This is a genomic window from Bradyrhizobium lablabi (assembly GCF_001440475.1).
Taxonomy (GTDB): Bacteria; Pseudomonadota; Alphaproteobacteria; order Rhizobiales; family Xanthobacteraceae; genus Bradyrhizobium; species Bradyrhizobium lablabi.
The window spans coordinates 1-25,674 of the sequence record NZ_LLYB01000135.1 but is presented as its reverse complement, the minus strand read 5'-3'; the positions used below and the strand labels follow the sequence as shown (position 1 = coordinate 25,674).

At 61.1% G+C, this 25,674-nt stretch carries 37 protein-coding genes, 2 tRNA genes and 2 pseudogenes; 21 read left to right on the top strand and 20 right to left on the bottom strand.

The features are described 5' to 3' along the window. Positions 1-305: 305 nt before the first annotated feature. The 3 genes from CQ14_RS41265 to CQ14_RS41255 all read right to left on the bottom strand — a co-directional run bounded on the left by CQ14_RS41265 (position 306) and on the right by CQ14_RS41255 (position 1,858). Complete coding sequence (locus CQ14_RS41265) at positions 306-551, bottom strand: hypothetical protein (RefSeq protein ID WP_057863482.1); 246 nt, start codon at positions 549-551, stop codon at positions 306-308. Between the two features lie 94 nt (positions 552-645). Continuing rightward, positions 646-1,320 (bottom strand): PEPxxWA-CTERM sorting domain-containing protein, encoded by a 675-nt coding sequence (locus CQ14_RS41260; RefSeq protein WP_199805747.1) that lies wholly within the window; start codon positions 1,318-1,320, stop codon positions 646-648. Positions 1,321-1,783: 463 nt separating this feature from the next. Next, a tRNA-Glu gene (locus CQ14_RS41255) sits at positions 1,784-1,858 on the bottom strand. Positions 1,859-2,115: 257 nt separating this feature from the next. Between CQ14_RS41255 and CQ14_RS41250 the strand changes: the two genes are divergently transcribed. Beyond that, positions 2,116-2,370, top strand: coding sequence for a PilZ domain-containing protein (locus tag CQ14_RS41250; RefSeq protein WP_156435883.1), 255 nt, complete (start codon positions 2,116-2,118; stop codon positions 2,368-2,370). Positions 2,371-2,406: 36 nt separating this feature from the next. After that, positions 2,407-2,658, top strand: coding sequence for a porin (locus CQ14_RS41245; RefSeq protein WP_057863479.1), 252 nt, complete (start codon positions 2,407-2,409; stop codon positions 2,656-2,658). 7 nt (positions 2,659-2,665) lie between these two features. Here CQ14_RS41245 and CQ14_RS41240 read toward each other — a convergent pair whose 3' ends face one another. From CQ14_RS41240 to CQ14_RS41235, 3 genes are all read right to left on the bottom strand, one after another. Continuing rightward, positions 2,666-3,313 carry a glutathione S-transferase family protein gene (locus tag CQ14_RS41240; RefSeq protein WP_057863478.1) on the bottom strand — a complete coding sequence of 216 codons (648 nt, stop codon included), beginning with the start codon at positions 3,311-3,313 and terminating at the stop codon, positions 2,666-2,668. A 153-nt stretch (positions 3,314-3,466) separates the two neighbouring features. Next, on the bottom strand, positions 3,467-3,589 hold the full coding sequence (locus CQ14_RS47745; RefSeq protein WP_283807337.1) for a hypothetical protein: 123 nt from the start codon (positions 3,587-3,589) through the stop codon (positions 3,467-3,469). A gap of 194 nt (positions 3,590-3,783) precedes the next feature. After that, a complete protein-coding gene (locus tag CQ14_RS41235; protein ID WP_057863477.1) occupies positions 3,784-4,236 on the bottom strand; it encodes a VOC family protein in 453 nt (150 codons plus the stop codon). A 169-nt stretch (positions 4,237-4,405) separates the two neighbouring features. On the opposite strand from CQ14_RS41235, the gene CQ14_RS44340 reads away from it, so the two are divergent. Together CQ14_RS44340 and CQ14_RS41230 are read left to right on the top strand one after the other, a co-directional pair. Then, positions 4,406-4,570 carry a hypothetical protein gene (locus CQ14_RS44340; RefSeq protein WP_156435880.1) on the top strand — a complete coding sequence of 55 codons (165 nt, stop codon included), beginning with the start codon at positions 4,406-4,408 and terminating at the stop codon, positions 4,568-4,570. A 130-nt stretch (positions 4,571-4,700) separates the two neighbouring features. Beyond that, entirely contained in the window at positions 4,701-5,168 is a 468-nt protein-coding gene (locus CQ14_RS41230; RefSeq protein WP_057863476.1) for an HD domain-containing protein, read from the top strand. A gap of 56 nt (positions 5,169-5,224) precedes the next feature. Here the strand turns inward: CQ14_RS41230 and CQ14_RS43055 are convergent, their stop codons facing one another. Next, positions 5,225-5,386 (bottom strand): Flp family type IVb pilin, encoded by a 162-nt coding sequence (locus tag CQ14_RS43055; protein WP_082650263.1) that lies wholly within the window; start codon positions 5,384-5,386, stop codon positions 5,225-5,227. A 274-nt stretch (positions 5,387-5,660) separates the two neighbouring features. Here CQ14_RS43055 and CQ14_RS44335 point away from each other — a divergent pair, with 274 nt between their 5' ends. Beyond that, positions 5,661-5,819 carry a hypothetical protein gene (locus CQ14_RS44335; protein WP_156435879.1) on the top strand — a complete coding sequence of 53 codons (159 nt, stop codon included), beginning with the start codon at positions 5,661-5,663 and terminating at the stop codon, positions 5,817-5,819. 80 nt (positions 5,820-5,899) lie between these two features. After that, entirely contained in the window at positions 5,900-6,196 is a 297-nt protein-coding gene (locus CQ14_RS41225) for a putative quinol monooxygenase (protein ID WP_057863475.1), read from the top strand. Between the two features lie 24 nt (positions 6,197-6,220). Here the strand turns inward: CQ14_RS41225 and CQ14_RS41220 are convergent, their stop codons facing one another. Then, the gene (locus CQ14_RS41220; RefSeq protein WP_156435878.1) at positions 6,221-6,502 is read right to left on the bottom strand and encodes a hypothetical protein; all 282 of its coding nucleotides are present in this window, start codon (positions 6,500-6,502) and stop codon (positions 6,221-6,223) included. A gap of 60 nt (positions 6,503-6,562) precedes the next feature. Here CQ14_RS41220 and CQ14_RS41215 point away from each other — a divergent pair, with 60 nt between their 5' ends. Next, positions 6,563-6,748 carry a hypothetical protein gene (locus tag CQ14_RS41215; protein WP_057863473.1) on the top strand — a complete coding sequence of 62 codons (186 nt, stop codon included), beginning with the start codon at positions 6,563-6,565 and terminating at the stop codon, positions 6,746-6,748. A 50-nt stretch (positions 6,749-6,798) separates the two neighbouring features. Here the strand turns inward: CQ14_RS41215 and CQ14_RS41210 are convergent, their stop codons facing one another. Next, positions 6,799-6,993, bottom strand: coding sequence for a hypothetical protein (locus CQ14_RS41210; RefSeq protein WP_057863472.1), 195 nt, complete (start codon positions 6,991-6,993; stop codon positions 6,799-6,801). Positions 6,994-7,133: 140 nt separating this feature from the next. Beyond that, on the bottom strand, positions 7,134-7,280 hold the full coding sequence (locus CQ14_RS45110; RefSeq protein WP_187399382.1) for a hypothetical protein: 147 nt from the start codon (positions 7,278-7,280) through the stop codon (positions 7,134-7,136). Positions 7,281-7,665: 385 nt separating this feature from the next. On the opposite strand from CQ14_RS45110, the gene CQ14_RS44330 reads away from it, so the two are divergent. Then, on the top strand, positions 7,666-7,851 hold the full coding sequence (locus CQ14_RS44330; protein ID WP_057863471.1) for a hypothetical protein: 186 nt from the start codon (positions 7,666-7,668) through the stop codon (positions 7,849-7,851). A 462-nt stretch (positions 7,852-8,313) separates the two neighbouring features. Here CQ14_RS44330 and CQ14_RS45105 read toward each other — a convergent pair whose 3' ends face one another. Further along, on the bottom strand, positions 8,314-8,481 hold the full coding sequence (locus CQ14_RS45105) for a hypothetical protein (RefSeq protein WP_199805745.1): 168 nt from the start codon (positions 8,479-8,481) through the stop codon (positions 8,314-8,316). A gap of 176 nt (positions 8,482-8,657) precedes the next feature. Here CQ14_RS45105 and CQ14_RS41200 point away from each other — a divergent pair, with 176 nt between their 5' ends. The 8 genes and pseudogenes from CQ14_RS41200 to CQ14_RS41170 all read left to right on the top strand — a co-directional run bounded on the left by CQ14_RS41200 (position 8,658) and on the right by CQ14_RS41170 (position 12,569). Then, a complete protein-coding gene (locus tag CQ14_RS41200) occupies positions 8,658-8,927 on the top strand; it encodes a hypothetical protein (RefSeq protein ID WP_057863470.1) in 270 nt (89 codons plus the stop codon). 131 nt (positions 8,928-9,058) lie between these two features. After that, positions 9,059-9,633, top strand: a pseudogene (locus tag CQ14_RS41195) (SIR2 family NAD-dependent protein deacylase); the annotation flags it as partial. Positions 9,634-9,687: 54 nt separating this feature from the next. Further along, positions 9,688-9,822: pseudogene (locus CQ14_RS47465) on the top strand (NAD-dependent deacetylase); the annotation flags it as partial. A gap of 212 nt (positions 9,823-10,034) precedes the next feature. Next, complete coding sequence (locus CQ14_RS41190) at positions 10,035-10,700, top strand: cold-shock protein (RefSeq protein ID WP_057863469.1); 666 nt, start codon at positions 10,035-10,037, stop codon at positions 10,698-10,700. Positions 10,701-10,932: 232 nt separating this feature from the next. Next, the gene (locus CQ14_RS41185; protein ID WP_245320928.1) at positions 10,933-11,430 is read left to right on the top strand and encodes a DUF192 domain-containing protein; all 498 of its coding nucleotides are present in this window, start codon (positions 10,933-10,935) and stop codon (positions 11,428-11,430) included. A 62-nt stretch (positions 11,431-11,492) separates the two neighbouring features. Then, a tRNA-Pro gene (locus CQ14_RS41180) sits at positions 11,493-11,569 on the top strand. Positions 11,570-11,642: 73 nt separating this feature from the next. Further along, positions 11,643-12,242: a CAP domain-containing protein gene (locus CQ14_RS41175; protein WP_057863468.1), complete on the top strand. Its 600-nt coding sequence runs from the start codon at positions 11,643-11,645 to the stop codon at positions 12,240-12,242. Positions 12,243-12,344: 102 nt separating this feature from the next. Continuing rightward, positions 12,345-12,569: a hypothetical protein gene (locus tag CQ14_RS41170; RefSeq protein ID WP_057863467.1), complete on the top strand. Its 225-nt coding sequence runs from the start codon at positions 12,345-12,347 to the stop codon at positions 12,567-12,569. 341 nt (positions 12,570-12,910) lie between these two features. Here CQ14_RS41170 and CQ14_RS41165 read toward each other — a convergent pair whose 3' ends face one another. The 5 genes from CQ14_RS41165 to CQ14_RS41145 are packed head-to-tail and all read right to left on the bottom strand — an operon-like array spanning position 12,911 to position 16,876. Further along, complete coding sequence (locus tag CQ14_RS41165) at positions 12,911-13,678, bottom strand: ABC transporter permease (protein WP_057863466.1); 768 nt, start codon at positions 13,676-13,678, stop codon at positions 12,911-12,913. Then, a complete protein-coding gene (locus tag CQ14_RS41160) occupies positions 13,675-14,439 on the bottom strand; it encodes an ABC transporter permease (protein WP_057863465.1) in 765 nt (254 codons plus the stop codon). Before CQ14_RS41160 ends, CQ14_RS41165 begins: the two co-directional genes overlap by 4 nt. Then, positions 14,436-15,239 carry an ABC transporter ATP-binding protein gene (locus CQ14_RS41155; protein ID WP_057863464.1) on the bottom strand — a complete coding sequence of 268 codons (804 nt, stop codon included), beginning with the start codon at positions 15,237-15,239 and terminating at the stop codon, positions 14,436-14,438. Before CQ14_RS41155 ends, CQ14_RS41160 begins: the two co-directional genes overlap by 4 nt. Positions 15,240-15,243: 4 nt before the next feature. Further along, complete coding sequence (locus CQ14_RS41150; RefSeq protein WP_057863463.1) at positions 15,244-15,942, bottom strand: GntR family transcriptional regulator; 699 nt, start codon at positions 15,940-15,942, stop codon at positions 15,244-15,246. Positions 15,943-15,952: 10 nt separating this feature from the next. Continuing rightward, on the bottom strand, positions 15,953-16,876 hold the full coding sequence (locus tag CQ14_RS41145) for an ABC transporter substrate-binding protein (RefSeq protein ID WP_245320927.1): 924 nt from the start codon (positions 16,874-16,876) through the stop codon (positions 15,953-15,955). A gap of 87 nt (positions 16,877-16,963) precedes the next feature. On the opposite strand from CQ14_RS41145, the gene CQ14_RS41140 reads away from it, so the two are divergent. Genes CQ14_RS41140 through CQ14_RS41130 form a run of 3 tightly spaced genes read left to right on the top strand, consistent with a single transcriptional unit; the run spans position 16,964 to position 19,911 of the window. Next, the gene (locus CQ14_RS41140; protein WP_057863462.1) at positions 16,964-17,947 is read left to right on the top strand and encodes a fumarylacetoacetate hydrolase family protein; all 984 of its coding nucleotides are present in this window, start codon (positions 16,964-16,966) and stop codon (positions 17,945-17,947) included. 49 nt (positions 17,948-17,996) lie between these two features. Beyond that, a complete protein-coding gene (locus CQ14_RS41135) occupies positions 17,997-18,773 on the top strand; it encodes a cyclase family protein (protein ID WP_057863461.1) in 777 nt (258 codons plus the stop codon). A gap of 40 nt (positions 18,774-18,813) precedes the next feature. Continuing rightward, a complete protein-coding gene (locus tag CQ14_RS41130) occupies positions 18,814-19,911 on the top strand; it encodes an amidohydrolase family protein (protein ID WP_063800503.1) in 1,098 nt (365 codons plus the stop codon). Between the two features lie 127 nt (positions 19,912-20,038). Here the strand turns inward: CQ14_RS41130 and CQ14_RS43045 are convergent, their stop codons facing one another. Beyond that, positions 20,039-20,335 (bottom strand): hypothetical protein, encoded by a 297-nt coding sequence (locus CQ14_RS43045; protein WP_082650261.1) that lies wholly within the window; start codon positions 20,333-20,335, stop codon positions 20,039-20,041. A gap of 452 nt (positions 20,336-20,787) precedes the next feature. Between CQ14_RS43045 and CQ14_RS41120 the strand changes: the two genes are divergently transcribed. Next, the coding region (locus CQ14_RS41120; RefSeq protein ID WP_245320926.1) for a carbamoyltransferase family protein at positions 20,788-22,487 on the top strand (1,700 nt) is incomplete at its 5' end. Positions 22,488-22,503: 16 nt separating this feature from the next. Here the strand turns inward: CQ14_RS41120 and CQ14_RS41115 are convergent. Next, positions 22,504-23,664 carry an OpgC domain-containing protein gene (locus CQ14_RS41115; protein ID WP_057863458.1) on the bottom strand — a complete coding sequence of 387 codons (1,161 nt, stop codon included), beginning with the start codon at positions 23,662-23,664 and terminating at the stop codon, positions 22,504-22,506. A 232-nt stretch (positions 23,665-23,896) separates the two neighbouring features. Between CQ14_RS41115 and CQ14_RS41110 the strand changes: the two genes are divergently transcribed. Continuing rightward, positions 23,897-24,202 (top strand): ETC complex I subunit, encoded by a 306-nt coding sequence (locus tag CQ14_RS41110; protein ID WP_057863457.1) that lies wholly within the window; start codon positions 23,897-23,899, stop codon positions 24,200-24,202. Positions 24,203-24,242: 40 nt separating this feature from the next. Here CQ14_RS41110 and CQ14_RS41105 read toward each other — a convergent pair whose 3' ends face one another. After that, positions 24,243-24,740 carry an Lrp/AsnC family transcriptional regulator gene (locus CQ14_RS41105; RefSeq protein ID WP_057863525.1) on the bottom strand — a complete coding sequence of 166 codons (498 nt, stop codon included), beginning with the start codon at positions 24,738-24,740 and terminating at the stop codon, positions 24,243-24,245. Positions 24,741-24,745: 5 nt separating this feature from the next. After that, positions 24,746-25,399 carry a TetR/AcrR family transcriptional regulator gene (locus CQ14_RS41100; protein WP_057863456.1) on the bottom strand — a complete coding sequence of 218 codons (654 nt, stop codon included), beginning with the start codon at positions 25,397-25,399 and terminating at the stop codon, positions 24,746-24,748. Between the last annotated feature and the right edge of the window lie 275 nt (positions 25,400-25,674).

Genomic DNA, 25,674 nt, shown 5'->3' with positions numbered 1-25,674 from the left:
ACGCGAGGACAACAAGCCACACCACGATGACGAGCGCCGCCACAGCGCCAGCGGTGATCTTCGCTTTCTCCTTGAACGTGTAGTCGCGCATTCATTCCGCAAAAACGTGTGAGGGCCTGCGGCCGTTGAAACGACTTTACTCACTTGGTTTCCGAAAAGGAGCAGTTCTAGCGGCGGGTGGAGCGCGTGGTGTGAGAACGAAGCAAGCCGAAACCGTGGTGCGCGTCGCGCCAAAGAAAGGCGAACGCCGCTGAGCGAACCGAGGTGCTGGGCCGTCGGGATTGACGGAAGTCGCGCGGATCGCGCTAGGAGGGGTGGCTTCCCGGAATGCCGACCATGCAGTGACCTTCGGCCGTCCGGTCTTTCATGGCCGCGACGACCTCATTGGCGAACGCAATGTGAGGATCGGTCGACGTCGGACAATGCGGCTGAGACGCTTTTGACTTGCGTCCGATCCGGGCTTCGTAGGCATCGAGCTTGTGCCCGAAATTTGCGAGAGCCTCCTTCAGATTGGCCAGTTCCGTCGCGCGGGGATCTCGATCTTTGTCCATCACAGCCTCGCTGCGATTTAACGTTTGTGGACCGTCATTCACAAAAAAGGCCGCCACAAGTGGCGGCCTTCAGACTTTCTACGGACGGTGCCCGTCAGGCCCGACGCAGTGCCTGGCCTTGCCCGCGGCGGCGGTAGACCATGAACCCGACACCAGCGAAGCCCAGGATCATCATGGCCCATGTGGATGGCTCGGGGACGGCGGCAGTCACCTCCTCAAGCCTTATCTGCCTCACGTCCTGAACGCCGTTCCCTCCAATGAACGTCATATAGATGGAGGAAATGCTCTGTCCGTTGATGCCCTGAAAGCCAAAGAAGTTCGAGCCGTTTGCAAGGGAGTAACTGTTGAACGCGAACGGATCCAGGTTGTCGTCGTAAAGCGTGAAGTTGACCGACGTTGCGCCGCCGCCGTTCCGGCCGTTCAGCACGGTATTGATATTGAACTCCAGGTCGTTGAACGTGCCGCCACCTACAAGGTGCCAGTTCAGGCTGGTGAGGCGCGCCTCCGCTGTGCCTTCGATCCGGGCCTGTCCGCCGTTCGCGGTGATCGTGGTTCCGCCGCCGAACGTCGTGCCTGAAAACTCCACGATCGTGCCCGACTGTGTATGTCCTAGAACGGTCGTGCCGGTCTGAGTGCCATCGTTGAAAAGAACATTATCGCCCTGGATCGAACTCGCCGGCACCATGACGATATCTGCGTGAGCCGGCAGCGAAAGACCAGCAGTCAGAGCGAGAATGCAAATTGCACCCAAGGTATTTGATTTGACCATGCGCAACTCCTGCCAATAACTGAAATTCATAATTGCTTTTATTTGCTGGCCCGAATTGCCAGATTTTCCCGACTTATACCATTTATTAAAAACCCGTAAAGGGGGGCGGGCTTACTGAGGTACCCGTGAATGGAATAATTCCAACCATTATAAGTTGCGCCGCGCTTCCTCACATCCGGCCGCCAAGCTTGGACATTGCTGCATTTTCGGTAGCCTCCCGCATTCCATTTAATTCGGAGGCGCGTGAATCGATAATTAAATGAGGGTCGCTAAAAATAAATGCGCAATCTTCCCGATCTAGGCACGGTCGAGATCGGGCTGGGTCATCGGTGCGAGCGGCCCTTTGCAATATCGCGCACCGCTTGCCGATCGAGCGTCCACACGGCAACCGGGCGGACGCAGCAAATTTAGCTGCGAGCGTGCGGAACGCAGCAAATCAAGGCACGGCGCGGATTTGGGGTCATGGCGCTCCCTAGCGGAATCGAACCGCTCTCTCCACCGTGAAAGGGTGGCGTCCTAACCGATAGACGAAGGGAGCAAAACAACCGGAAAATCAAGGTGTTATGTGCTTGATGGGCCGTGTTGGCCGCCGGCCGTCCATGTTGCATGGCGGCAGCGACGGGCGAACGTATAGTGGCGTTTGGCCGGGTGGGCAAGCCGCTCGAAAAGACGTTTTTCGGACTTCTTTGGCGCCGCCATCGATGCCCCCGGCGGATGACGATTTCGCCACGCCGGGCAACGGATTTTAAAGCCGCATGACGTTAGGCTGTATTCGAGGGGAACTCCGACATGGCCTTGCGATCGAGCAAAAAGCGCGAGACGCGCAAATCATTGAGTCAGCCCGGGTGGATCACGCTCGAAGGCGGTTTTGCTGCGCGCCAGTGCGTGGTGCAGGATCTGTCCACGACGGGGGCAAAGGTCACGATCGACGATCCCAACTCGCTGCCGGCCAAGTTGCGGCTGGCGTTTTCGCGCGATGCCAGGACCGGACGCCGCTGCGAAGTGGTCTGGCGCCGCGGCAAATCGGTCGGCGTCAAGTTCGTCCGCTAATCTGGTACTGATAGGCAAGCGGCGATAAAAGGCGGGATGCGAAAATCCCTCCTGGTCATGATGGCGGTGCTGCTGCCTTCGGTTCCCGTGCTCGCCGAGCAACTCCGTCTCCAGAAGTCCGACAAGGCCGCACCATCGGGCAAGGCGCTTCCGCTGAAGCGCCCCGGTTCGGCCAATGCCTGCGCGGAATACGGCGCCGGCTTCGTCAGGATCGAAGGCACCAGCACCTGCATGAAGATCGGCGGCGCGATAAGCGTCGGCGCCGGTGTGTCCAGCGGCTCGCGCTGACCAGCCCTTACGTCATCGGCGGTGCGATGAACCTGGTGAAGCCGGGGCGGGCTGCGAATTGCGAAAACCAGCGTTCGAGATTCGGCAGCCTCTGTTTGGTGACGCCCTCGACGCCGAGCCAGCGCCGGGCATAGGCGCCGAGCGCGATATCGGCGATGGTGAACTGATCGCCTTCGATGAAGCGCCGTGTCGCCAGCTGCGCCTCGACGATGCGCCACACCTGGCCTTCCGCGTCGGCATCCTTCTGGATCGCGACCATATCGCGCTTTTCGACGGGCGTGCGCACCAGCGCCCAGAACACCGGCCGGTCGACCGGCTGCAATGTCGATAGCGTCCAGTCCAGCCAGCGGTCGACGCCGGCGCGCGCCTTCGGCTGCGAGGGGTAGATCGGCGATCCCTCACCATAGGCCATGCAGAGATAGCGCATCACCGAATTGGATTCCCACAGCACGTAGTCGCCATCCACCAGCGTCGGCACGCGGCCGTTCGGATTCATTGCCAGATAGGGCGCCTCGTTGTTCTTGCCGAACTGCATGCCGGCGTCGATCCGCTCATAGGCAAGATCGAGCTCGGCGAGACACCACAGCACTTTTTGAACGTTGACCGAGTTGGCCCGGCCCCAGATGGTGAGTTGTTGTTTCTTGTTGTCGGCCACGCGCCTCGCTCCCGCTGATCTGCTTGTGCTCAGTTCTTAGCCGAAGATCGACGAAAAAGCGCGCGCTCACTCAGGGCCAGCGCCAACAAAAACAGGCCCTGCCGCAATGCGACAGAGCCCGTTTCTTGCGTTATGCGTAGCTGCGTCAGCCTGTTAATGGCCGAGGAACAGCCACAGCAGAATGATCACCGGAATAGGCACGCCCAGCAACCAAAGCAAAATCCCACGTCCCATCATTTCCTCCTTCAAAATGCATTCGAGGAGAAAACGCGTCATGCCGTGGCCAGTTCCTGCGGATAAAACCACGCAAGGCGAGGAACGTTTTATGATTTGGGATTTTCCGCGAGCGACAATCCCACCCGAAACAGCCGTCGCGCTCCGCCGCCTCGCGCACTTCGGCGTCGACGTCGCTCAAATGGCGGCTGCGTGTCAGCCGCCATTTGCTTTGGGTCTGGTCAGGAAACCGGGGCCTACCAGTGGCCGGTGTTCGGCATCGACGTCCACGGCTCGGCGGGCGGCTTCGGCTCGCCCTTCTGCAGCAGCTCGATCGAATGCAGATCCGGTGAGCGCACGAACGCCATGTTGCCGTCGCGGGGCGGGCGGTTGATGGTGATGCCGGCCTTCATCAGGCGGTCGCAGGTCGCATAGATGTCGTCGACCTCGTAGGCGAGATGGCCGAAATGGCGGTCTTCGCCGTATTTCTCCTCGTCCCAATTATAGGTCAGCTCGACCAGCGGCGCGCCGCGGTTCTGGGGCGCGGCCTTGAACAGGCCCTCATCCTCGGGCGCGCACAGGAACACCAGCGTGAAGCGGCCCTTCTCATTATCGACCCGGCGTACTTCCTTCAGCCCCAGCGCATCCTGATAAAACTTCATCGCGATATCGAGATTGCGGACGCGCAGCATGGTGTGGAGATAGCGCATGTTTGTTGTCCTCTGGTCTTGCGAAATTTGGAGTTTCTTCAGCTCCCGAGGGCAATAAGTAGCAGCAAATTGCAGCGTAGGGCAGGGGCTGGCGGTTCACTCTGTCTCGTTTTACGCGAAACCTGGACCAGCGCGAAACGGTAGGCACGCTGCCACGACGTGAAAACTGATGATCGAAGCGCTTCTCGAAATTGTTATCGGCGGCACCGGACTGTGGGTACTCCGACAATTTGGCCGAGAAGACCCAGGTGAACTTGAAATGATGCTTGCCGGGATTGCGTTTTGGGTCGTGGTCGGGCTCGCAAGCCTCGCCTTTGCGATGATGTTTCGGTGATAGCCTACCGAGTCAACGCCGGAATAAGACTCTCGAACAGCGCCACGAGCCGTTCTCCGGTCATTCCGATCGGAAACTGATGCGGCAGGCGCGTGCTTGTCAGGTGAAGCAAGCTGCGTAAAATGCAATCATGACGACCCCGACTATCGAAGACACCATCAATTTCATAAAGGCTGCCCACGCCGGTCAGGTCGACAAAGGCGGCGTCGAATACTGGAAGCACCCGGTATCGGTCATGCACCGGCTGGGCTCGGACGCATCAGACGAGTCCAAGCTTGTCGCCTTGCTTCACGACGTTATCGAGGACACCGAGTACACCGCCGAAGATCTTCTTCGCCTGGGCTATCCCAGGAGCGTTGTGGCGTCGGTGGAGCGCCTCACCAAGCCGAAGGGAGTGACGTATCTTGATTGCATCGAAGCTATCGCAGCCTCGGGCGATCGCATGGCAATTGCGGTGAAGAGGGCGGACAATCAGGACAATCTCGATCCCGACCGCCTATCGAGGTTGCCACCGGAGAAGCGCACTGGCGATGACAAGTATCGCCGTTCGATCGAAATCCTGACGGCTGCGCTGTCAGGCGCGGCCGGTGAAGAGTAGCCTGCGGCTGCGGGCTTTTGTCATGCCGCAACCCCAAAGGGCGACACTTCTGGCCGTCACTTAATCGTCAGTGCGGGAATAAGACTCTCGAACAGCGCCACGAGCCTTTGCCCGGTCATTCCGACGGCGGCGATGATGGCCAGGGCGATAAACCCGGCGATGAGGCTGTATTCGATGGCGGTGGCGCCGTTCTCGTCGCGCAGAAACTTCCCAAGCATTCCCATTCTCTCTCGATACTTTGATCAGAAACGGTGTGGCACGCCCAAGTTGCCATCATGACAACCAAAAGCGTAAAATTGCAGCATTTTGTCGGGAAGCCGAAACCGACGGAGTGACTTCAATAAGAGCAGCTGATAGCGATCGGTCGGAGCCTGTTTTATCGCGCTCTTGTTGTTGAGCATTTCGCGGCCCAGAACGCTACATTTACCAGCGTGACCCCTCACACAGATGCAACCAGGTCCGCCCTCCATTGTCACGCCGATGGAGGGATCGATGATGTACATGTTCTATGGCCTGCTGATACTCGCGATGGCCTTCTTTCTTGTGTTGCCGATCACCGATTTCAGAACGGCCCGGATGAAATTGTCCGTGGTCAGCAGCCTCGGCGTATTGCTGGCAGTATTGGTTGTCGTGCCGCGCCTGATGCATTAACGAAGGATTCGCCCGCCTCGACGCGTAACGACCGGCGCCTTTCGAGGGCGGGCGGTTGGCTGATGCGAACGGGGATCGGCATGATTATCGTAACCGGCAGCATTCTGGCGCGCGAGGAGACGTTCGACGACGTGCTTCGCTCGTGCATCGAGCATGTCGAGCGCTCCCGCAAGGAGCCCGGCTGCATTTCGCATGACGTACATGTCGACTGTCAGAACCCGATGCGGCTGTTCTTCTTCGAACGTTGGCAGGACGAGGCGGCGTTGCGCACGCATTTCGCCGTCGAAGGCTCGAAGGCGTTCGTGAAATCGCTCAAGGGCCGGATCGTCGAGACGTCGGGGACCAACATCTATCGCACCGAGACGATACCGCGATAAGACCCACGCGCCGTAGCGGCGGGCTCAGAGCAGGGGATTGTCGTACGTCCAGCTCTCCGGCAAGAACCTGCTTCCGATCCAGCCCAACGTTGCCGCCACCGCGAAGAAGATCAGCGCAGTCGGTATCAGTTCGTGGATACTGAAGGTCTCGGCAATGATCGGGCCGAACAGGTGCGCGGACAGTCCCGCGACACCAATGCCGACGCAAAACAGCAGCGCTTGTACGGCCCAGATCACGACGGTGCGAAACAGCATCATGCGACGACGATAGCGCGGTCGCGGCGCAGTCGATGTGATGCCGGGCACAGTCGCCTCATCAGCGGAAGCGTTAGCTGTTGCGCATCCGCTTCGCCTGGGAGGCTCAAGATGCTGGCGTGGGTTTTACTGGTCGCGAATCTGCCGACGATCGTGTGTACGATTTGCTCCGCTTTCCTCGCTTACAAGGAAAAGCCGCAGTGGGTGTGGTTCGCAGGGCTGGCTGTGCTCGCCGGCATCGGCGGCCTGGTGATGCTCAGCGTCGTGCATGCGCAGCAACTCGCATGGCGAGCGTGAGGACCGGACGCAGCCTGGTTCTTGCGCGCAAGTCAGTATTTTCCGTCAGATCAAACCTTGACGTCCACCCGCGGCGGTTCTTCGGTCTGCAGGTTGGCAAGGGCCGCTTCTACGGCGGCTGCCTTGGCATGGTCGACAGCCTGCAGATCCTGATTGATCGTATGTGCGGGCGCCTTGGCGGTCTGATCGACGACGAGTTGTATTCTGGCCTGTGTCACTTCTGCCGGTATCGGATAAATGACCATGGGATAAACCCTCCTGGTCACAACTTGTCAGGCCCGTGTTTACGTCTTGTAAAGAGGTTCGGTTAACGGCGGGGCTCCGCCGCACAAAGCGGTAAACAGCGGCTTAAAATTTTCGTCCCCGTATTGCCCGATCCAGAACGCTAATGCGTCTGCTCCAGCCGCTCCGCGTAGAGACGGAATTCCTCGGCCATCTCGATCAGCTTCTTCGAGGCTTCCGGATCCTTCACGGCTTCGGCGAGCCGTCGGGCCCTGGTGGATTGCTCTCGGTAATGGTCGGCTTGGGTCATCGCAACACCTTTTTAGATGAGTACGGATGGCGCCAAAAAGGTTCGACGCCCGGCATCGCGAGGTAACGGTATCTTAAGAAGGCAGCCGTGCCGGAAAATGCGCCCCCTGTTCGTTCCAGGAGAACAAAAGGAGTCTTTTTCGATTGCGCGGGTGAATGCCTGATTGCTTTCGCTTCATCTGGACCAGGCCGGCCATCGAGCGGATCGCGCCGGCGTGGATAAGACGGGGCGTGGATGCAGGACGTGCCGGAGAGCTCGGAGCCTCGCGACTGCCGCCTCAAGGTTTCCGCGAAAACGCAGATAACCCTATTCGGTTAGGTTAAAACCCAAATCGCATTGTGCGTATCCGGCGTTGCGATAGGGATGGCTTTGAGGAAAGCGGGCCATGTTCCCTTCGTTTCACAACGCGGACAAACCAACTCATCGGCGCGTCATGGTGGTCGGCCTGCTGCTGTGCCTCGTCTTCGTCGTCATCAGCTTTTCATTGCGGCCGCAAGCTGAAAGCGGTCAGGTGCTGGTCAAGGCCGACAGGCTGGTCCGCACCGCGGGTGAACCGCAAAAGGCGAACTGACCGCAACTTACAAGTCTGGTACTTACAAGTCCGGCGCTCAACGATCCGGGAATTTTTCGCCTGACGATCTGTGATAGGTCGCGATGGCGATGAAGCCGGCGTAACCGATCACATTGATCAGAATTTCCATCCACACGGGCATGACGCACATCTCCGTGTGGGTAAACTCCACAAGAAGCGAAATAGTTCCCGCGCAATTCGATGGTCAGCCCTGCGCGATCGCATGGCTTGCGATCCCGTGGCGGTGTATCGGTCTGGCGATAACGAAAACCCCGCCACATCCGCAGATGCCGACGGGGTCATTCGTGCTTTCACCTCTCGCAAGGCTGCTGCACTTGAGAGGAAAACATCGAGGGGTCTGCTTCGTTCCGCCCCGGTTGCGGAATTTTCCTGCTGGTTCCTCGCGTCATATTCCATCGGCGATAACGCAACGGCGGAGCAATGCTCCTTGCCGGTTCCGCCTCAACGCCAGAACGAGGGCCGACCGGATCCGTTCAGCGCTTTCGCCAGCGTCGTCTCGTAATACTGCTCGCGCTCGCGTTCAAACTTCTGCTGGGTTTCCCTGAAGCGTGCCACACGCGCGGCGATTTCGGCGCGATCCCGCGCGAGTCTTTCTTCCTTCTCCGTCATCGCCCATCCGTCTTCTTGATTGATTCGCGCCCCGCGTCATTGGCCCGGGCGAATGGGGCACGAATTGGGAAGCATTATCATCGCGCGGCCGTTGGCAGCGAAGCGGTGGATAAGGTGTGGTGCATTCTTGTCGCTCACACGGGTTCCCGTTAGCGAAAGCCAAACGGGAGGTTCCATTGGCAAAGATCGATCTGGATTCACTTGGTATCGAAGAACTCGCAGCACTTCGGGAGAGCGCCACCGACAAGCTGTTCGAGAAAGTCGCTACACGCCGCGCCGAGCTTGAAGCGGAACTGGAAAAGCTCGCCCAATATAGCAAGCCGCCGGCGAAGAAAGCGGAAAGCGCACCGGCACCCAAGGCGAAGAAGTCCGAAGAAGCCAAAGAGCGGAAGCAATCGGAGCCGAAGCAATCGGAGCCGAAAGAACCTGTTGCCAAGGCGGCATGACGAGGGCTCGCGCGGCATAAGGTGGCTTGATAGCCATGCACGTGTGGCGCCGTCGGGCAGGGCGCATCGATCTGGCAATCCGAACGGCCGTGCTATAGTCCGCACAGCCCAACAACTCGGAAACATTAGCGGTGATCGCCAAGGATTTGCGTAGCGGCGTCGAGCAGCTCGGCAACATGATCGCCGAAGCTAGTTGCATCGTCCCCTTTACCGGTGCCGGCATTTCCACCGAATGCGGCATTCCGGATTTCCGTTCCCCCGGCGGCCTATGGACCCGCAACCGCCCGATCGCCTTCGACGAATTCGTCGCCAGCGCCGACGCGCGGGCCGAGGCCTGGCGGCGGCGCTTTGCGATGGAAGAGACTTTTGCGGCGGCCAGGCCCGGCCGCGGGCATCGCGCGCTGGCCTCGCTCTACAAGGCCGGCAAGACGCCGGCGATCATCACCCAGAATATTGATAATTTGCATCAGGCGTCCGGCTTCAAGGCCGACGACGTGATCGAACTGCATGGCAATACCACCTATGCCCGCTGCATCGGCTGCGGACATGCCTATGATCTTCCTTGGGTAAAGGCGCGTTTCGAAGAAAATGGCAGCGCGCCCGACTGCACCCTTTGCGATGAGCCGATAAAGACCGCGACGATCTCTTTCGGACAGGCGATGCCGGAAGACGAGATGCGGCGCGCCACTGAACTGGCCCAGCAATGNCGACCTGTTCCTGGCGATCGGATCCTCGCTAGTTGTTTGGCCGGCCGCAGGTNTTTCCGCTGATGGCCAGGAACTGCGGCGCTAAACTGGTGATCATCAACAATGAGCCGACGGAACAGGACGACGTCGCCGACCTGGTGATCCGTCACGACATCGGAGAGACGCTCGGACCGTTTGTAGGCAATTGATCGCCAACTGATTCGTGATTGATTCGTGGCCGTTGCAAGTCTGTTTATAGTTCTCGCCCGAATTGTTTTTTAGCTATGCGCCGCAATCGGTAGTGTTATCTTTGATTCGAGAGATTCGCGCTGCGTTAGCATGATGGTCATGGTAGGGCGCGTGTTCCGGTCCGCTTCGGCGACAAGCGGGCCGCTTTTTGAGAAGTGTGAGGTCCGGGGTCATGGGGTCGGACGAATTTGGGTCCAAGAAGCTCGGGGGCCCGCCACCAGGCGGAACAGGGCAAAATAGGATTGGACCAGCTGAATACACAACCGGAGCGCAACGCGACCCGGCGGTGGATGCATTATCGGGGCTCGGCGATGCCGCGGCCAACCTTGTCGAAATATCGGGCGTCATCAAATGGTTCGACGCTTCGAAGGGCTACGGCTTCATCGTGCCGGACAATGGCTGGCCCGATGTGCTGTTGCACGTCACCGTGCTCAGGCGCGACGGCTACCAGACAGCGTATGAAGGCGCGCGGCTGGTGGTCGAATGCGTGCAGCGCGCCAAGGGCTATCAGGCGTTCCGAATCGTCTCGATGGACGAATCGACCGCGATCCATCCGGCGCAAATGCTGCCGCCCAGAACCCATGTCAGCGTCACGCCGACCAGCGGGCTGGAGCGGGCGCAGGTCAAATGGTTCAATCGGCTGCGCGGGTTCGGCTTCCTGACCTGCGGCGAGGGCACGCCGGACATTTTTGTCCACATGGAAACGCTGCGCCGTTTTGGCATGACCGAACTGCGGCCGGGCCAGTACGTGCTGGTGCGCTTCGGGCCCGGGTCCAAGGGCATGATGGCGGCCGAGATCCATCCCGAGACCGGACCGTCGGCGCTGTCCTCGCACTAGAGCGTTTTCCCGCGAAGTGGACACCGGTTCGCGTCAAGAAAACGCGTCAAATCAAAAATCTGGAGCCATTTCCGATTCCATCGGAACGGAAATGGCTCCAGTCCCGCCGGACTACTGACGGAAACGTGAGCCGCCCGCCGTGCACCTGCGCGGCGGCCTCTGGCATTTGCCGCAATCCCTGGGTTAGGGTTCGCCGGCAATTTCCCCTTAAGATTTCCTGGCGGGTGCTTTGATGAGTTTCGCTTTGATGATGGTGCGGCCTCGTATCGCGGGCCGCCTGGTGGCGTCGCTGGCGGCGGCCGCCGCCGTGCTCGTCACCCTCTGCGCCGGTCCCGCCGCCAGGGCCGCCAGCATTCAGCCTCTCGAGATCGTCACCAAATCGGGCGTGCAGGTGTTCTCGGTCGAGATGGCGACCACGGAGGAGGAGAAGACCCAGGGGTTGATGCACCGGAAGGAACTGCCCGACGGCAAAGGCATGCTGTTCGACTTCTCGCCGGAGCAGCAGATCTCGATGTGGATGAAGAACACTTATATCCCGCTCGACATGATCTTCATCCGCGCCGACGGCCGCATCCTGCGGATCGCCGAAAATACCGAGCCGATGTCCACCAAGATCATCTCCTCGGGCGGGCTGGCCAGGGGCGTGCTGGAGGTAATTGCCGGCACGGCGCAAAAGTATGGAATTCAGCCCGGCGACCGGGTGGCGCATCCGCTGTTCAACAAGCGCTGACCCGGCCTTCCGTCGCCTTGCTGGCAGCGGTTTTAGCGTGTATCGACGCATTTCCAGGGGATCGGGGTATAGCGCAGCCTGGTAGCGCGGCAGTTTTGGGTACTGCAGGTCGTTGGTTCGAATCCAGCTGCCCCGACCAACAAAATCAATGACTTGCTGCGTCCTTTTCGGTTGAAGATTCCCGGCGCGTCGGGAGGGGCAGGGGAACAATTGTGGCGGGTAGGAAGACGATCATCCTGGCGCGGCATGCCCTTCTGCTGGGGCTTTTGATTTGTTTCGCCGCCACAGTCGGCAGCCGGACGGCTGCGGCCAATCCCGCGCAGATGATTTCTGATTTTCGGCTCAAGCACGGCGAGAAGCGCGTTGCCCTGGATGCGACGCTCACGCGCATCGCGCACGATCAGGCCCAGGCGATGGCCGCCAAGGACCAACTCGATCACGACGTCCTTGGCCGGTTCAATACACGCGTCGGACCCGCAGGTGCTGGCCGGGCCGCAGAGAACATTGCGTACGGCTACGACAGCTTTCCCAAAACCCTCGACCAGTGGATCAATTCGTCAGGGCACCGGAAAAACCTGCTGTTGCCCGGCGCGACGCGCGTCGGTGTTGCCAGCGTGAAAAGCGCGAAGACCGGCCGCATGTACTGGGCCATGGTGATCGCGGGCGATTATGAGCGTCCCAAAGCGCCCAAGGGGTCGCCGAAGAGTTCGCCAAAAGACTCGCCGAAGGAATCAAGGCAGGCAAGCGCTGCGAAGCCCAAATCGCGCGCTGCCGAGAACTGCCGGCTGAAGATTCTCAGCCTCTGCTTCTAGAGCCGAAATCGCGAAAGTCGTGATCTGCGCCGCCGCCCGAGATTTTGCAGCTTGCAATGATGTTCCTGCTATGTTCTCATCGGTCATCTTCGGAGGTGACCAATGAATGTCGAGAAGCAACGGGAAATCATCCGGCTCTGGAATCGGATGCGCCAGGTCGAGGGTCCACTCGCGGAGGAAATCAGGATCCAGATCCTTGAATACTTTGCGCAGCCGGATTCGCCGAGTGCGCGCCTGAACGAGCGGCGCGAAGTGCTCAATCGTTTGCCGGTCCGGACCGCGCAAATCTATCGCATCGGCGAGCGCAGCAATAACGCAACGCTTTGATCGCTTTTGCGTTTCGACGGGCCGATTCGCCGTCGGTCAAGGTTGACGGAATCGATCCGCGGTGCATGCTGCGTGCATGTTGTCGCGTGTGCGCAATCATTTTCAAGGTGCGAAGTTCGCCCGCATGAGCAGCGGGACGTATTGCATCATCCGCGATCTCGGGCTGGTCAAGGGCGGCAAGGGGATGCGGCACCATGAGGTGCTCGTCACCTTCAGCCCTCGCGCGTTCTGGCGCGCAATGGGACGGGGTTGCCGACGCCTGATGACCGCGTCGAAGGAGCCGGAGGTTTCGGTTCGCCCTGTCGCGGACAACGTCGCCACAATGGCGCGGCCATCGGCGATCAGTGCTGCGCCGCCTGCCACGCCAGCAATTTGTGCTCCGCCAGCGACATCGCAACCGACGTCACATAGCCCGTTACCCCTAACAGGATGACGCCGGCGAACAGGTCGGCCGAGCGGAACGCGCGGGCCGAGAGCAGCACCCAGTGGCCGAGGCCGTCGAGGCCGGCCAGGATTTCGCAGACCACCGAGAGGATCAGCGCGACCGTCAGGCTGAGACGCATCCCGGCAAGGATGTCGGGACTGGCCGAGGGCAGCGCGATCTTGAGGATCACGGCAAGCCGCGACATCTGCAGCGACCGCGCGACCTCGTAGAGCCGCGGCTCGACCGCCGCAAAACCATGGATGGTCGCGAGCATGATCGGCCAGATCGCGCCGAAGGAGATCACGAACAGTGCCATCGCCTGCGTCAGCCCGAGCATAGCGATCGCAACCGGAATGATCGCCGAGACCGGCAGCGGCCGCAAAAACTCCAGCGAGGGCGCGACATAGGTCCGCATCGTTCGCGACGATCCGATGATCGCGCCGATCGCGATGCCGGCGATGGAGGCGAGAAGCCAGCCATAGGCCATGTGTTCGAGCGTGCCGGCAAGCTTGCTCCAGAGATCGCCGGACGAAAATCCGCGCACCAGCGACGCCCATGCGCGGTCCGGTCCGGGCAGGAATACCGGCGAGACCAGTTTCAGATTGGCGATCAATTGCCACAGCCCGATGAATCCGGCCGCGACCGCGAAACTCGCCACCCGCCAGAGGATTGCGCCGCGATTCATCTGCCGTCTCCGCTCACTGCGGCGCGGCCGAACAGGCGGTTTTGCGCGACGACCAGGAGGACATTCAGCGCGTAGCCGATGGCGCCGATCCAGACCAGATAGGCCAGCATCAGGTCAGGGCGCAGCGCCTGCTGCGCCAGCATGATACCGGCGCCGAGGCCGAGCGGGTTGATCGCGATTTCGACCGTGACGGCGACGATCAGCGCGATGCCGGCCGACAACCGGAACGCGACGAAGATCCGCGGCAGCGCCGCCGGGATGATGATCTTCCAGACCCGCTGCGCCGGCGGTAGCCGCAGCGCCCGCGCCACTTCCATCAGCCGCGGCTCGATGCTGCGCACAGCGGCGCGGGAGAGGATCAGGATCGGCCAGACGCAGGCAAACGCCACGATGACGATTTCCATGCGGTAGCCGAAGCCGAGCGCGATCAGCGCAATCGGCAGCAGCGCAATCGAGGGAATGGGGCGGATCGCTTCGACGGTTACTTCCATCAGGCGGTTGAGCGTGTCGGAGATTCCGAACGCGATGCCAAAGGCGAGACCGATGATCGTGCCGATCGCAAGCCCGGCGAACGCCGAAAACAGCGTGTCGCGCGTCGCTGCCAGGATGGAGAGATCGGCGAAGGCACCGAACAGCGCCATCACGATGTCGCTCGGCGGCGCAAGGCTGTCGCTCTGCAGATGCGTGGCGCGCGCCCCGAGCTCGAACGCTGCCAGCACGGCAAGCGGCAGCGCCAGCGCCTTGGCGGAGCCCGCCGTCATTGCTCGGTCGCCTTGATGAAATCGAACAACTGCCGCCGCAGCCGCAAAAATTCCGGATGCTCGCGGGTCGATAGCTGGTCCCTTGGTCGCGGCAGATTCACCGCCAATTCGATGCCGATCCGTCCCGGATGCGGCAGCAAGCCAATGACACGGTCGCCGAGATAGATGGCTTCGTCGAGGTCGTGGGTCACAAAGATCACGGTGGCGCCGCTCGCCGCCACCAGCGACAGCACCTCGTCCTGCAATCCCTGCCGCGTCATGGCATCCAGCGCGCCGAACGGCTCGTCCATCAGCAGCGTCTTCGGCTCCTGCGCCAGGCAGCGCGCGATCTGCAGGCGCTGCTGCATGCCGCCGGACATTTCCGAGGGATATTTGCCGGCATGGCCGGGCAGGCCGACGGTGCGCAATAGTTCTTCGATGCGGGCAGGGCGTTCGGCCGACGTCATGCCGGCCGCTTCCAGCGCCAGCGAGACATTGCCGGCCGCGGTGCGCCACGGCAGCAGCGCCTTGCCATAGTCCTGGAATACGATTGCGATCTCGCGGCGCGGCTCGCGCATCGGCTGGCCGTCGAAATTCACCTTGCCGCCGGTCGGCTGATAGAGACCGGCGGCGAGGCGCAGCGCCGTGGTCTTGCCGCAGCCGGAGGCGCCGACGATGCAGAGGAATTCGCCGGCGCGGACCCCAAGGCTCAGATTCTCGATGATGGCCTTGCCGCCGAGCTGCAGCGTGACCGCGTCAAAGCTGATTTGCGGCGCAGGCGTGCCGGGGACGGCGTCGAGGCGTTTTGCGGCGCTTGCCATGATGTCAGCTCTCGCTGCCTGAGGGATAGACGAAGTCCATGGTCGAGCGCAGATGCGCCGTCAGCATCGCCTGCGAACCCTGAACGTCCCGTGCGATGATCCGGTCGGCGAGCAATTGATGGGCGCGGACGAACTTCTTGCCGCTGTCGAAGGAACGCATCATGACGCGGCGGTAGCGGTAGGCCTGGTCGTAGAGGTCGGAATGGGCCGCGAGCAGGCGTTTGGAGCCGCAGGCCGCCAGCAGCGCGGTATGAAAGCCCTTGTGCAGCCGGTCGAAATCCTCCGCGCCTTCGCGGAATTGATCGCCGGTGCGCTCGATGTGGCGACGCATCTGGTGCAGCGCGCTGACGATGCCGGCCTCCCAGGCGTCGTCGCCATGGACGATGGCGAGCCTGATGGCCTCGACCTCGACCGCCGTGCGCATGCAGGTGATGTCGACCAGATCCTCGCGGCTGATATCGGCGACGCGAAAGCCGCGCTGTCCGATGCCGACGATCAGTCCGCGCGACATCAGCCGCGACAGGCCTTCGCGAAGCGGCGTTGCGCCAATCTCGTAGCGCTGCACGAGGTCGACGATGCCGAGCCGCGATCCCGGCGCCAGATGACCGGCGAGGATGTCCTGCTCGACCAGCAGCGCCGCGCGCTCGCTCAGCGTGGTGGCCTCGCTTGCCGGTCGGGTCGTTTGGCGCTCGGAGGCTGGCATTCGCAATCCGTTATTTCAGCACCAGCTTCGAGGTGTCGAGTTTCGACTGCAGCATCTTCTGCGTCGACATCACCTCGATCCACCAGGCGAGCTGTTCGGGCTTGAGCGCCGGTTCGGAGCGGTTGGGCGGCGTCGCCTTGACCAGCTCGATCGGCTGCTTGGTGAATTTTGCAATCGAGTTCGACGCCGTTTCGCGATCGTCATTGACGATGACGGCGGATTCGGCCAGCGCATCGCGGAATTTCTTGATCGCCATCGCGTTCTTGTCCGCCCATTCGCGCGACGCCGCATAGAAGATGATCGGGTCAGTCCGCGCCAGTTCGACCGCATAGCGCGCGCCGACCGAGCCCAACCCGGCATTGGTCATGCGGGTCACAAACGGTTCGGCCGTGAGCACGGCATCGACGCCGCCCGACTTGATGATGTCGGCCATGGTCGGGAAGGTGACCTCGACGAAATTCACCCCCTTGGGATCGACGCCTTTCTCCACCAGCCATTTCACGAACAGCACGTGCAGGAAGGCGTTGAGACCGGGCGCGCCGACTTTCTTGCCGACGAAGTCCTTCGGCTCCTTGATGGTGATGCCGTTGCGCACGAAGGCGGTGATGTTGCCGTTCGAGACCGGGCTCATGACGGTGGCGCCGGCGATGGCGACGAGGTCGAGCCCACCGTCGACGGCCTGCAGGAATACCGTCGAGGTCGGCCCGCCAATCTGAATCGAGTTCGACAGGATCGCCGCCGGGATGTTCGAGTTGATGCCGATCGGCGTCATCTCGACCTCGAGCCCGTGCTTTTTGAAGATGCCCTCGTCGATCGCCACCATGGCGGAGGCGCAGTCCGAGGTTGCCGTGCAGCCGACCTGGATCTTGGCTTGCGCAAAGGCGGTGCCGGTCAGCGCCAGGCTGACCGCAAGGGCGGCAAGGACCTTCTTCACAACGTTCTCCCCATGACACATTTTTCTGTCTTGTTTATCGATATTTTTTTTGATCATATATTTCGAGAGAAAACAAGGGTGGATCCAGTGAAACTCACGACATTCAAATCCGGCGGCCAGGAAAAGATCGGAATCGTGCATGGGGGCGATAAGCAGATCTTTGATCTTGCGGCCGCCGCCAGCCGTAACGGCGGCGCCAATCCAGCGTTCGCCTCGATGCTGGCATTGATCGACACCGGAGATGCCGCGCTCGAAGCGGCAGCAACGGCGTTCGAGAAGCACGGCAAGGACGAGAGCCTTTCGATACCGGTGGCGACGGCGGAAATCCTCGCACCGGTCCCCGAGCCGCGGCAGATGCGCGACGGCATGTCGTTCCCGCTGCACATCCTGCAGGCTCCGCGCGGGCAGCTCAAACTTGCCGCGCGCGCCAAGGGCGACATGGCGGAGCTGGCGCGGATCGAGGCCGAGCCGCTGGGCGAGCTACCGGAGGTCTATCGCAAGCAGCCGATCTACTACATCACCAACCGCTTTAGCGTGCGCGGCACCAACACGACCGTGAAATGGCCGCGCTACAGCCAGGTGATGGATTACGAGCTCGAATTCGGCATCATCACCCGGAACAAGGGCGCCAATATCTCCGCCGCCAAGGCCAAGGATCACATCTTCGGCTATACCATCTTCAACGACTTTTCCGCGCGCGACGCCCAGCGCATCGAAATGGAGGGGCGGCTCGGGCCAGCGAAGGGCAAGAGTTTCGACGGCGGCAACGTGATGGGGCCGTGGATCGTCACGCCGGACGAGATCGGCGATCCCTACAAATTGAAGATGGAAGCGCGCGTCAACGGCGAGATGCGCTCGCAAGGGGTCACCGAGGGCATGCTATTCTCGTTCGAGGAGATCATCGCCCATGTTAGCAAAGACGAAACCCTGATGCCCGGCGAATTCATCGGATCCGGTACCGTCGGCAATGGCTGCGGCCTCGAACTCGGCTGGTATCTCGAACACGGCGATACGATCGAGCTCGAGGTCGAAAAGATCGGTATTTTGAAGAACCGGGTCGAGCGGCAATAGTCTCTTCCGGCAACGTTACCCAAAAGAACATCAGGCTGAAGGAAACGCCATGGCGCGCAAGCTGATCGATATCTCCGTCCCCCTGCAAAACGACGTGCCGGCCGATCCGCCCGGCAATCACCCGACCATCCAGTACATCGATCATCAGCAGGGCCTGCCGCGCATGCTGCAGTTCTTCGACGGGCTGAAGGCCGAAGATCTGCCTGACGGGCAGGGCTGGGCGGTGGAGATGGTATCGCTTTCCACCCACAACGGCACGCATCTCGATGCACCCTGGCATTTCCATCCCACCATGAACCGCGGCGAGCGCGCATGGACCATCGACGAGGTGCCGCTGGAATGGTGCTTTCAGCCGGGCGTGAAGCTCGACTTTCGGCATTTTCCGGACGGCTATGTCGTGACCGCCAAGGATGTGGAAGCGGAATTGAAGCGCATCGGACATACGCTGTCGCCGCTCGAAATCGTCGTGGTCAACACCAGCGCCGGCGTCAAATATGGCCAGCAGGATTACGTCATCTCCGGCTGCGGCATGGGCTATGAGGCGACGATGTATCTATTGGAGCGCGGCGTGCGGCTGACCGGCATCGACGGCTGGAGCTGGGATGCGCCGTTCATTTACACCGCGAAGAAATATGCGGAGACAAAGGATGCCAGTCTGATCTGGGAAGGCCACAAGGCCGGCCGCCACATCGGCTATTGCCACATCGAAAAGCTGCACAATCTCGAGCAACTGCCGTCCACGGGGTTCATGGTGTCGTGCTTCCCGGTGAAGATCGAGCGCGCCTCGGCCGGCTGGACCCGGGCAGTCGCCATTCTCGACGGCTGAAGCGCTACGCGACAACAAACAAAACTTGGGGAGAGAACGAATGACGGATTTGCGCGCGCCCCCGTTGCGGGGCTGCTTCTGCTGTGGCCCATCGAGTCCGTCACGCTCTGCGCAAAGCCGGCGCGGCTTCATGCTCGGCGCCGGCGCGCTGGCGCTGACTGCCGCCATCGGTAGTGACGGCGCAACAGCACAAACCGCCGACACAAAGGCGTTCCGGATTGACGTCCATCATCATCTGTCGCCGCCGACTTACGTGACCGCCTCGAACGATGCGGGCTTTGGCGATCCGCTGATGAAGAACTGGACGATAGAGAAGTCGCTTGCTGACATGGACAAGGCCGGCATCGCTACGTCGATGCTCTCTGTCACCACGCCCGCCGTCAATTTCACCAAGGGTGACGCCGCGCGAAAGCTCTGCCGCGAGTCGAACGAATATGCCGCGAAACTGGTTGCTGATTATCCCGGACGCTTCGGCAATTTCGCCATGCTGCCGCTCACCGATGCTGAAGGCAGCCTGCGCGAACTGGCGTATGCGCTCGATACGCTCAAGGCCGACGGCATCGCCTTGATGACGAGCTATGGCGATAAATGGCTTGGCGATCCGCTGTTCCTGCCGGTCATGGACGAGCTCAATCGGCGCAAGACGCTGGTCTACACCCATCCGACGGCGGCGAACTGCTGCGTGAACCTGGTGTCGACGCAGCCGCCGGTGATGATCGAGTTCGGCACCGACACGACGCGGACCATCGCCGACATCGTCTTCTCCGGCAACGCCCGGCGGTTTCCCGATATCCGCTGGATCTTCTCGCATGCGGGCGGGACCATGCCGTTCCTGATCGAGCGCTTCGTCCGTCATCCGCTGCTGGCGCCGAAGGCCAAGGATACGGTGCCCGACGGCACGCTCGCAGAGCTCAAGCGCTTCTTTTATGACACCGCCCAGACGTCCAATCGTAGTTCGATGTCGGCGCTCGCGGCCATCATCCCGCCGTCGCAGATCGTGTTCGGGACGGATTTCCCGTACCGGACCGGAATCGATCATGTGAAGGGACTGCGCGAGGCGGGCGTGTTCACGGACGAACAGATCGCTGAGATCGAACGCGGCAATGCGCTCAGGCTAATCCCGCGGCTGGCAAGTTAGGTCGGGTACGGCCGGCGCTCACCGAAGCGATTACGCAAAAGAAGATCACCCAAAAGAAAAAGGCGTGCCGGTCGGCACGCCTGGTTCTCATCATGATCGCGTCTGATCCGACGGCGATCGATCTATGTCACCACCTGCAAACGCGGACGCCGTAGACATTCCACCAGCAGCGGGGACCACCGCCATAGTAGCCGTAACCTCGGCCGTAGTAGCCCCGGCCGCCATAAAAGCCTCTGCCACCGCGATAGAAGCCACGGCCACCGCCGCGAAAGCCACCACCACGGAAGCCGCCGCCTCGGCCGCCACGAGCCTGCGCGGACGTCGTTGTCCCACCCACCAGAATGGCAGAGGTACTGGCCACATAGACGAACAACAGGGCCAGCGCTGCAAGGCAGCGGGTCAGGATATTATAGCGTTTAGCCATACTAGGAATCTCCCGGTCACTTCCGAACATCTGGACTTCGGTACTGTCTCACTTAGACGCTTGAGAAAGCCGTCGGTTCAGATGCGCTAGACAATCTTTTTCACTAAGGTTCTTTCGGGTTTTTGGGACTTTATTAAGAAGGGCAGATAAGGTCAAGTTATGGCCGATCTATCGTGGCTTTCTTGCGCCGTTCATCTATCTGAATACTGGATGAACACTTGGGATTGTGCACCGCAGAACCTGGAATTGGAAAAAATCCCGCAAGGTCACGCTAACAACTTGATGTCGACACGATCTCCATTTTTCAGCGCAAGATGATCCTCTCCTGACGAGTACCCATGCCCAAAAAACACACTTACGTCCTCGGCCTGAACACTTATGACCATGATGTCAGCGCCNTGCCTATTGCGTGACGGCGCCATTGCGTTTGCGATCGCCAAGGAGCGGATCANCCCGCGCCAAGCACGCGTCCGGCTTCTACAAAGAAGTGATCGACTATTGCCTAGAGGCTGAAGGCATCACGCTCGACGACGTCGATCTCGTGGTGCGCAATTGCTACATCCTGCCGGTGCCGGAAATGGAGGAGCGGCTGGTCTATTTCGACGCACCGGGCTTCCTGCCGGACTTCGAGCGCGGCGATGCGGCCAAGCATCCGCTTTATCTGAAGCATTCGGAGAAGGTGGTCACGATCTCCCACCATCTGGCGCACGCCTACAGCGCGTTTGCGGTGTCGCCGTTCGAAGATGGCGTGGTGATGATCGTCGACGGCGTCGGCAGCTACCAGTCCGACGTCATGGAATCCTATCCGCCCGCTGATGTGGCAACGCCATTGGCACGGGAGTCCGAGAGCTACTACAAGTTCAGCGGCAAGACGCTGGAATGCCTGAAGAAGGTCTGGATGGAGCCGGACCGCGGCTTCCTCAGCGATGAATTCTACAACATGCCCGGCCTCGGCGCGCTCTACAGCCGCGCCTCGACCTATATCTTTGGCGACTGGAATAAATGCGGCGAGCTGATGGGTCTGGCGCCCTATGGCCGCCGCGAGCAGGTCAAGCATCTGCTCGAAATGAACGGCGACAAGCTGCAGGTGCCGCACTGGACCGTCGACTTCAAGCAGCCTTACGTATTCGAACCCGGCAGCAATTGGGAAAAGAACCCCGCGATGCGGCACTGGGAAGATCTGGCCTGGCGCACGCAGGACGACACCGAAAACGTGCTGCTGGCCCGCGCCCGCTGGCTGCGCGAAACCACCGGCGCCAAGAACCTCTGCATGGCCGGCGGCGTCGCACTGAATTGCGTGGCGAACGGCCGGGTGGCCCGCGAGGCCGGATTCGAGAACGTCTGGATCCAGCCCGCGGCCGGCGACGACGGTATCGCGATCGGCTGCGCCTATTACGGCTGGCTCGAAATCCTCAAGCAGCGCCGCGATTTCGTGATGGATCATTCCTATGTCGGCCGGCGCTACAGCGACCAGGACGCCGCCAAGGAATTGCAGAAGTTTCTGGTGCGCATCCAGGCCGACGCCGTGCGCAGTGACAATGTCTGTCGCGACACCGCCAAGCTGCTGGCCGACCAGAAGGTGATCGGCTGGTTTCAGGATCGCTCGGAATTCGGGCCGCGCGCGCTCGGCAACCGCAGCCTGCTGGCCGATCCGCGCAAAGGAGAGATGAAGGACATCCTCAACAGCCGCGTCAAGCACCGGCAGGCGTTCCGGCCGTTCGCGCCGATCGTGCTGGCCGAGCGCATGAAGGAAGTCTTCGAGGGCGACGAGGATTCGCCGTTCATGCTGATAGCCAAGCCGGTGCGCCCGGAGTGGCGCGACAGGATCCCGGCGATCGTGCATGTCGACGGCACCGCGCGCGTCCAGACCGTGCGTGAACAAACCAATCCGATGCTCTACCGTCTGCTGAAGGAGTTCGAGGCGCTGACCGGCGTTCCCGTGCTGATCAACACCTCATTCAACATCAAGGGCGAGCCGATCGTGGAAACGCCGCAGGATGCCGTGAACTGCTTCCTGACCACCGGTGTCGATCACCTCGTGATCCACGACACCATCGTGTCGAAGAACAAGATGCACAAGGTGGTGGCGCCGGTACTCAATGTCTACGCCGATGTGCGCACGCTGGTGGCGTCGACGGCGCAGCCGGCCTGACGCCGGCTGCCTCGCTTTAGCCGGAAGCCGCCGGGGTGGCTTTCGGCGCCGGCGGCTTGAGCGGCTTGTCCTGCCGCTTCGACCAGGAAATGTAGTAGGCGACGACGGTCATGATTGCGATGCCGGTCACGCTGACGAGGATCTGCACGAGCAGCGATCCCGAGCTCAGCGACAACTGGAAATGCCCAACAAAGGACAGGAACACGCCGACGCAAAACACCGCGAGCGACTGCTGGCCGCAAACCACCAGCGGATCGAAGATCTTCCACTCCAGGCCCGGCCAATCCTTTGGCACGAAGCGGATTGTCAGGATCACGATCACCACGAAGTGCAGGAAGCGGTAGGGCGCGAGGTTGGTCTTGTCGTTCGGGTTGAACATCGAATAGAGCCAGTGCGGGAACATCTCGCCAAAAGCCGGGAAGCGGCCGGCCATGGTCATGATGAGCGCCCAGATCATGTAGGCGATGCACAGATACAGCGTGATCGGCGAGTTGATGATGGCCATATTGTTGCGGGCACCGCCGAGCGCACACCAGGCGCCGAACACGAACAGCACCTGCCAGGCGAAGGGGTTGAAGTACCAGGTGCCGACCGGGTAGGCGGGCAGGTTCCAGCCGGTCTGCCGCGACACCAGCCACAGCACGAGCGCGGCCAGCATGGTCCAGTTCGGCTGGCGCAGCATGATCCACAACACCGGCGGGAACAGCCCCATCAGCACGATATAGAGCGGCAGCACGTCGAGATTGACCGGCTTGAACTTCAGGAACAGCCCCTGCCGCAGCGTTTCGGTGGCATTGTCGATCAGGCCGGCGACGTTGAAGTCGTTGACCAATTGGGAATCGCCGAAGCGCAGCGCCAGATAGCTGATCGAGGCGATATAGATCACGAACAGGATGATGTGGGCGACGTAGAGCTGCCAGACCCGCTTGGTCAGCCGCGTGGCGCCGACGATGAAGCCGCGCTCGATCATCATCCGGGCATAGACGAAGGAAGCGGTGTAGCCGGAAATGAAAACGAAGAGGTCGGCGGCGTCGCTAAACCCGTAATTGCGGGTGGTGATCCAGTTCACGACATTGTCTGGAATGTGGTCCAGAAAGATCGCCCAGTTTGCGACCCCGCGAAACAGGTCGAGCCGGAGGTCGCGTCCTTTTTCTGGCAGGGTGGCGTTGATTTTCATGGGTGCCGTTTCGAACTGCTGCTTTCGGGAAGATCGCGCCGCAAGACGGGGTCCCGGGTGCCGGATGGCCCCAGATTGTCACAGTACGGTATAATGACTATACCGGTGCGGAAATGGTACATCCGGAGTTCTGGAATCACCGAACAAGTTTCCTGAAAGGTGTCTCTATACTATCCCGGGTGTTTCCTCCAACCGCTACCGTGTCGCATATCGCCTGAGGACTCAACCATCCATGACCGCACGCATTTTCAAGCCTGCCAAGAACGCGATGCAATCGGGCAGGGCCAAGACCCGGGAATGGCAGCTCGACTACGAGCCCGAGCAGCCGCGTGCGATCGAGCCCCTGATGGGGTGGACCTCTTCGGTGGACATGAAGCAGCAGCTCACCTTGCACTTCGACACCAAGGAAGACGCGATCGCCTATTGCGAGCGCAAGGGCATTGCCTACCAGGTGATCGAGCCCAAGGATTCCGTGCGCCGGGCGGCCGCCTACGCCGATAATTTCGCCTTCAAGCGCGTCGAGCCCTGGACCCACTAGAGGGCTGACGGGCGCTTTCGAGTAGGCTCGGTGCCGACGGCTATTGCGCCGGGCCAAATGCTGAGGGCGCGCGGGGCAATGGCAGCGGCGCATCCTTGGCGACGCCGAGCACCGGGAAGGTCCTGATGTGGCGGACCTCGGGCATGGCGGAAAATTGCAGAAGCTGTTGGTGCATGCCCTCGACGTTCCGCGCCACGCATTTGAGCAGATAGTCGGCATCGCCCGAAATGCGCCAGCTCTGCTGCACCAGCGGTAGTGCCGCGATCGATTTTTCGAACGCCTGCAACGTTGCCTGCGCCTGGCTCTGCAACTGGATCAGGACGTAGGAAATGACCTCGTATCCCAGCAGTTTTTCGTCGAGCGTAGCTCTGATGGCACTGACGTAGCCGCGCTCGCGCAAGGAGCGAACCCGTCGCCGGCATGGCGGCTCGGAAAGGCCGACCCTCTCGGCCAGCTCATTGTTGCGGATGCGCCCGTCCTTTTGCAACTCGGCCAGTATCCTGAGGTCGATTTCGTCGAGGGCGTGATGTTCCGTCATGGGCATCAGCGGCGCGCCAGCCCGCTACGCGGGGAGGGGGCGCATTGGCTTGCCCGATCCGCCGTTCCAGTCGGGGCGACGCTCGACAGCACCAGCTTCTCGTGGGCGGCGACGATCGCCTCCTTGGTGAGCCGCCCGCCGGGGCGGTACCAGGTGGTGAGGCCAGTCAACAGGGCCAGGATCGCAAAGGTCGCCACCTGGACGTCGACTACCTCGAATTCGCCTTCCGCCACGCCCTCGGTGAGGATGGCGGCGAGCCGCTGCTCGTAGGCACCGCGCAGCGCCACGATCTCCTCGTAGTTCTTCGGCTCCAGGCTGCGCAGCTCGGAATTGGCGATGAATACCTCGCGCTTCTTGGTCATGTGGTAGGTGACGTGGAAGGCGACGAAGGCGCGGAGCTTGTCGGCCGGCCGCTGCTTGCCCTGGAGCGCACGGTCGAGCTGGCGCAGCAGTTCGTTGATGTGGTCGCGCACCAGATCGAACAGCAATTCCTGCTTGGTGCTGATATGATTGTAGAGCGAGCCCGACTGGATTCCGACCTCGGCCGCGAGCTGGCGCAGGCTCATGGCGGCGTAGCCGTGTTCGAAGATCAGGCGCAGCCCGGCTTTGCGGATCGCCTCCATCGTCTTGGGGCCGTGTGAGCCGATCGTCCGCGCCATTGGGCCTCTGGAAAGGGAAGGCGGCCGCCGTCGTGAAACGAGCGGGTGATCGTATAATTCTGGCACGAAACAGCAGTAAATTCAATAGTCTGGGTGCCTGCCGTAGCCTTTCTGCGGTCCCACTTGCAGGGATAGTAAAAAAACGTATGATCGTTTAATTCCAGAAGAACATTGCGGAGGGAATGATGGCCTCGAACCGGGCTCTGCTGCTCAACTTCGACCTCGGCGAGACCGCGGATGCGATCCGCGAGACGGTGTTTTCGTTTTCGCAGAAC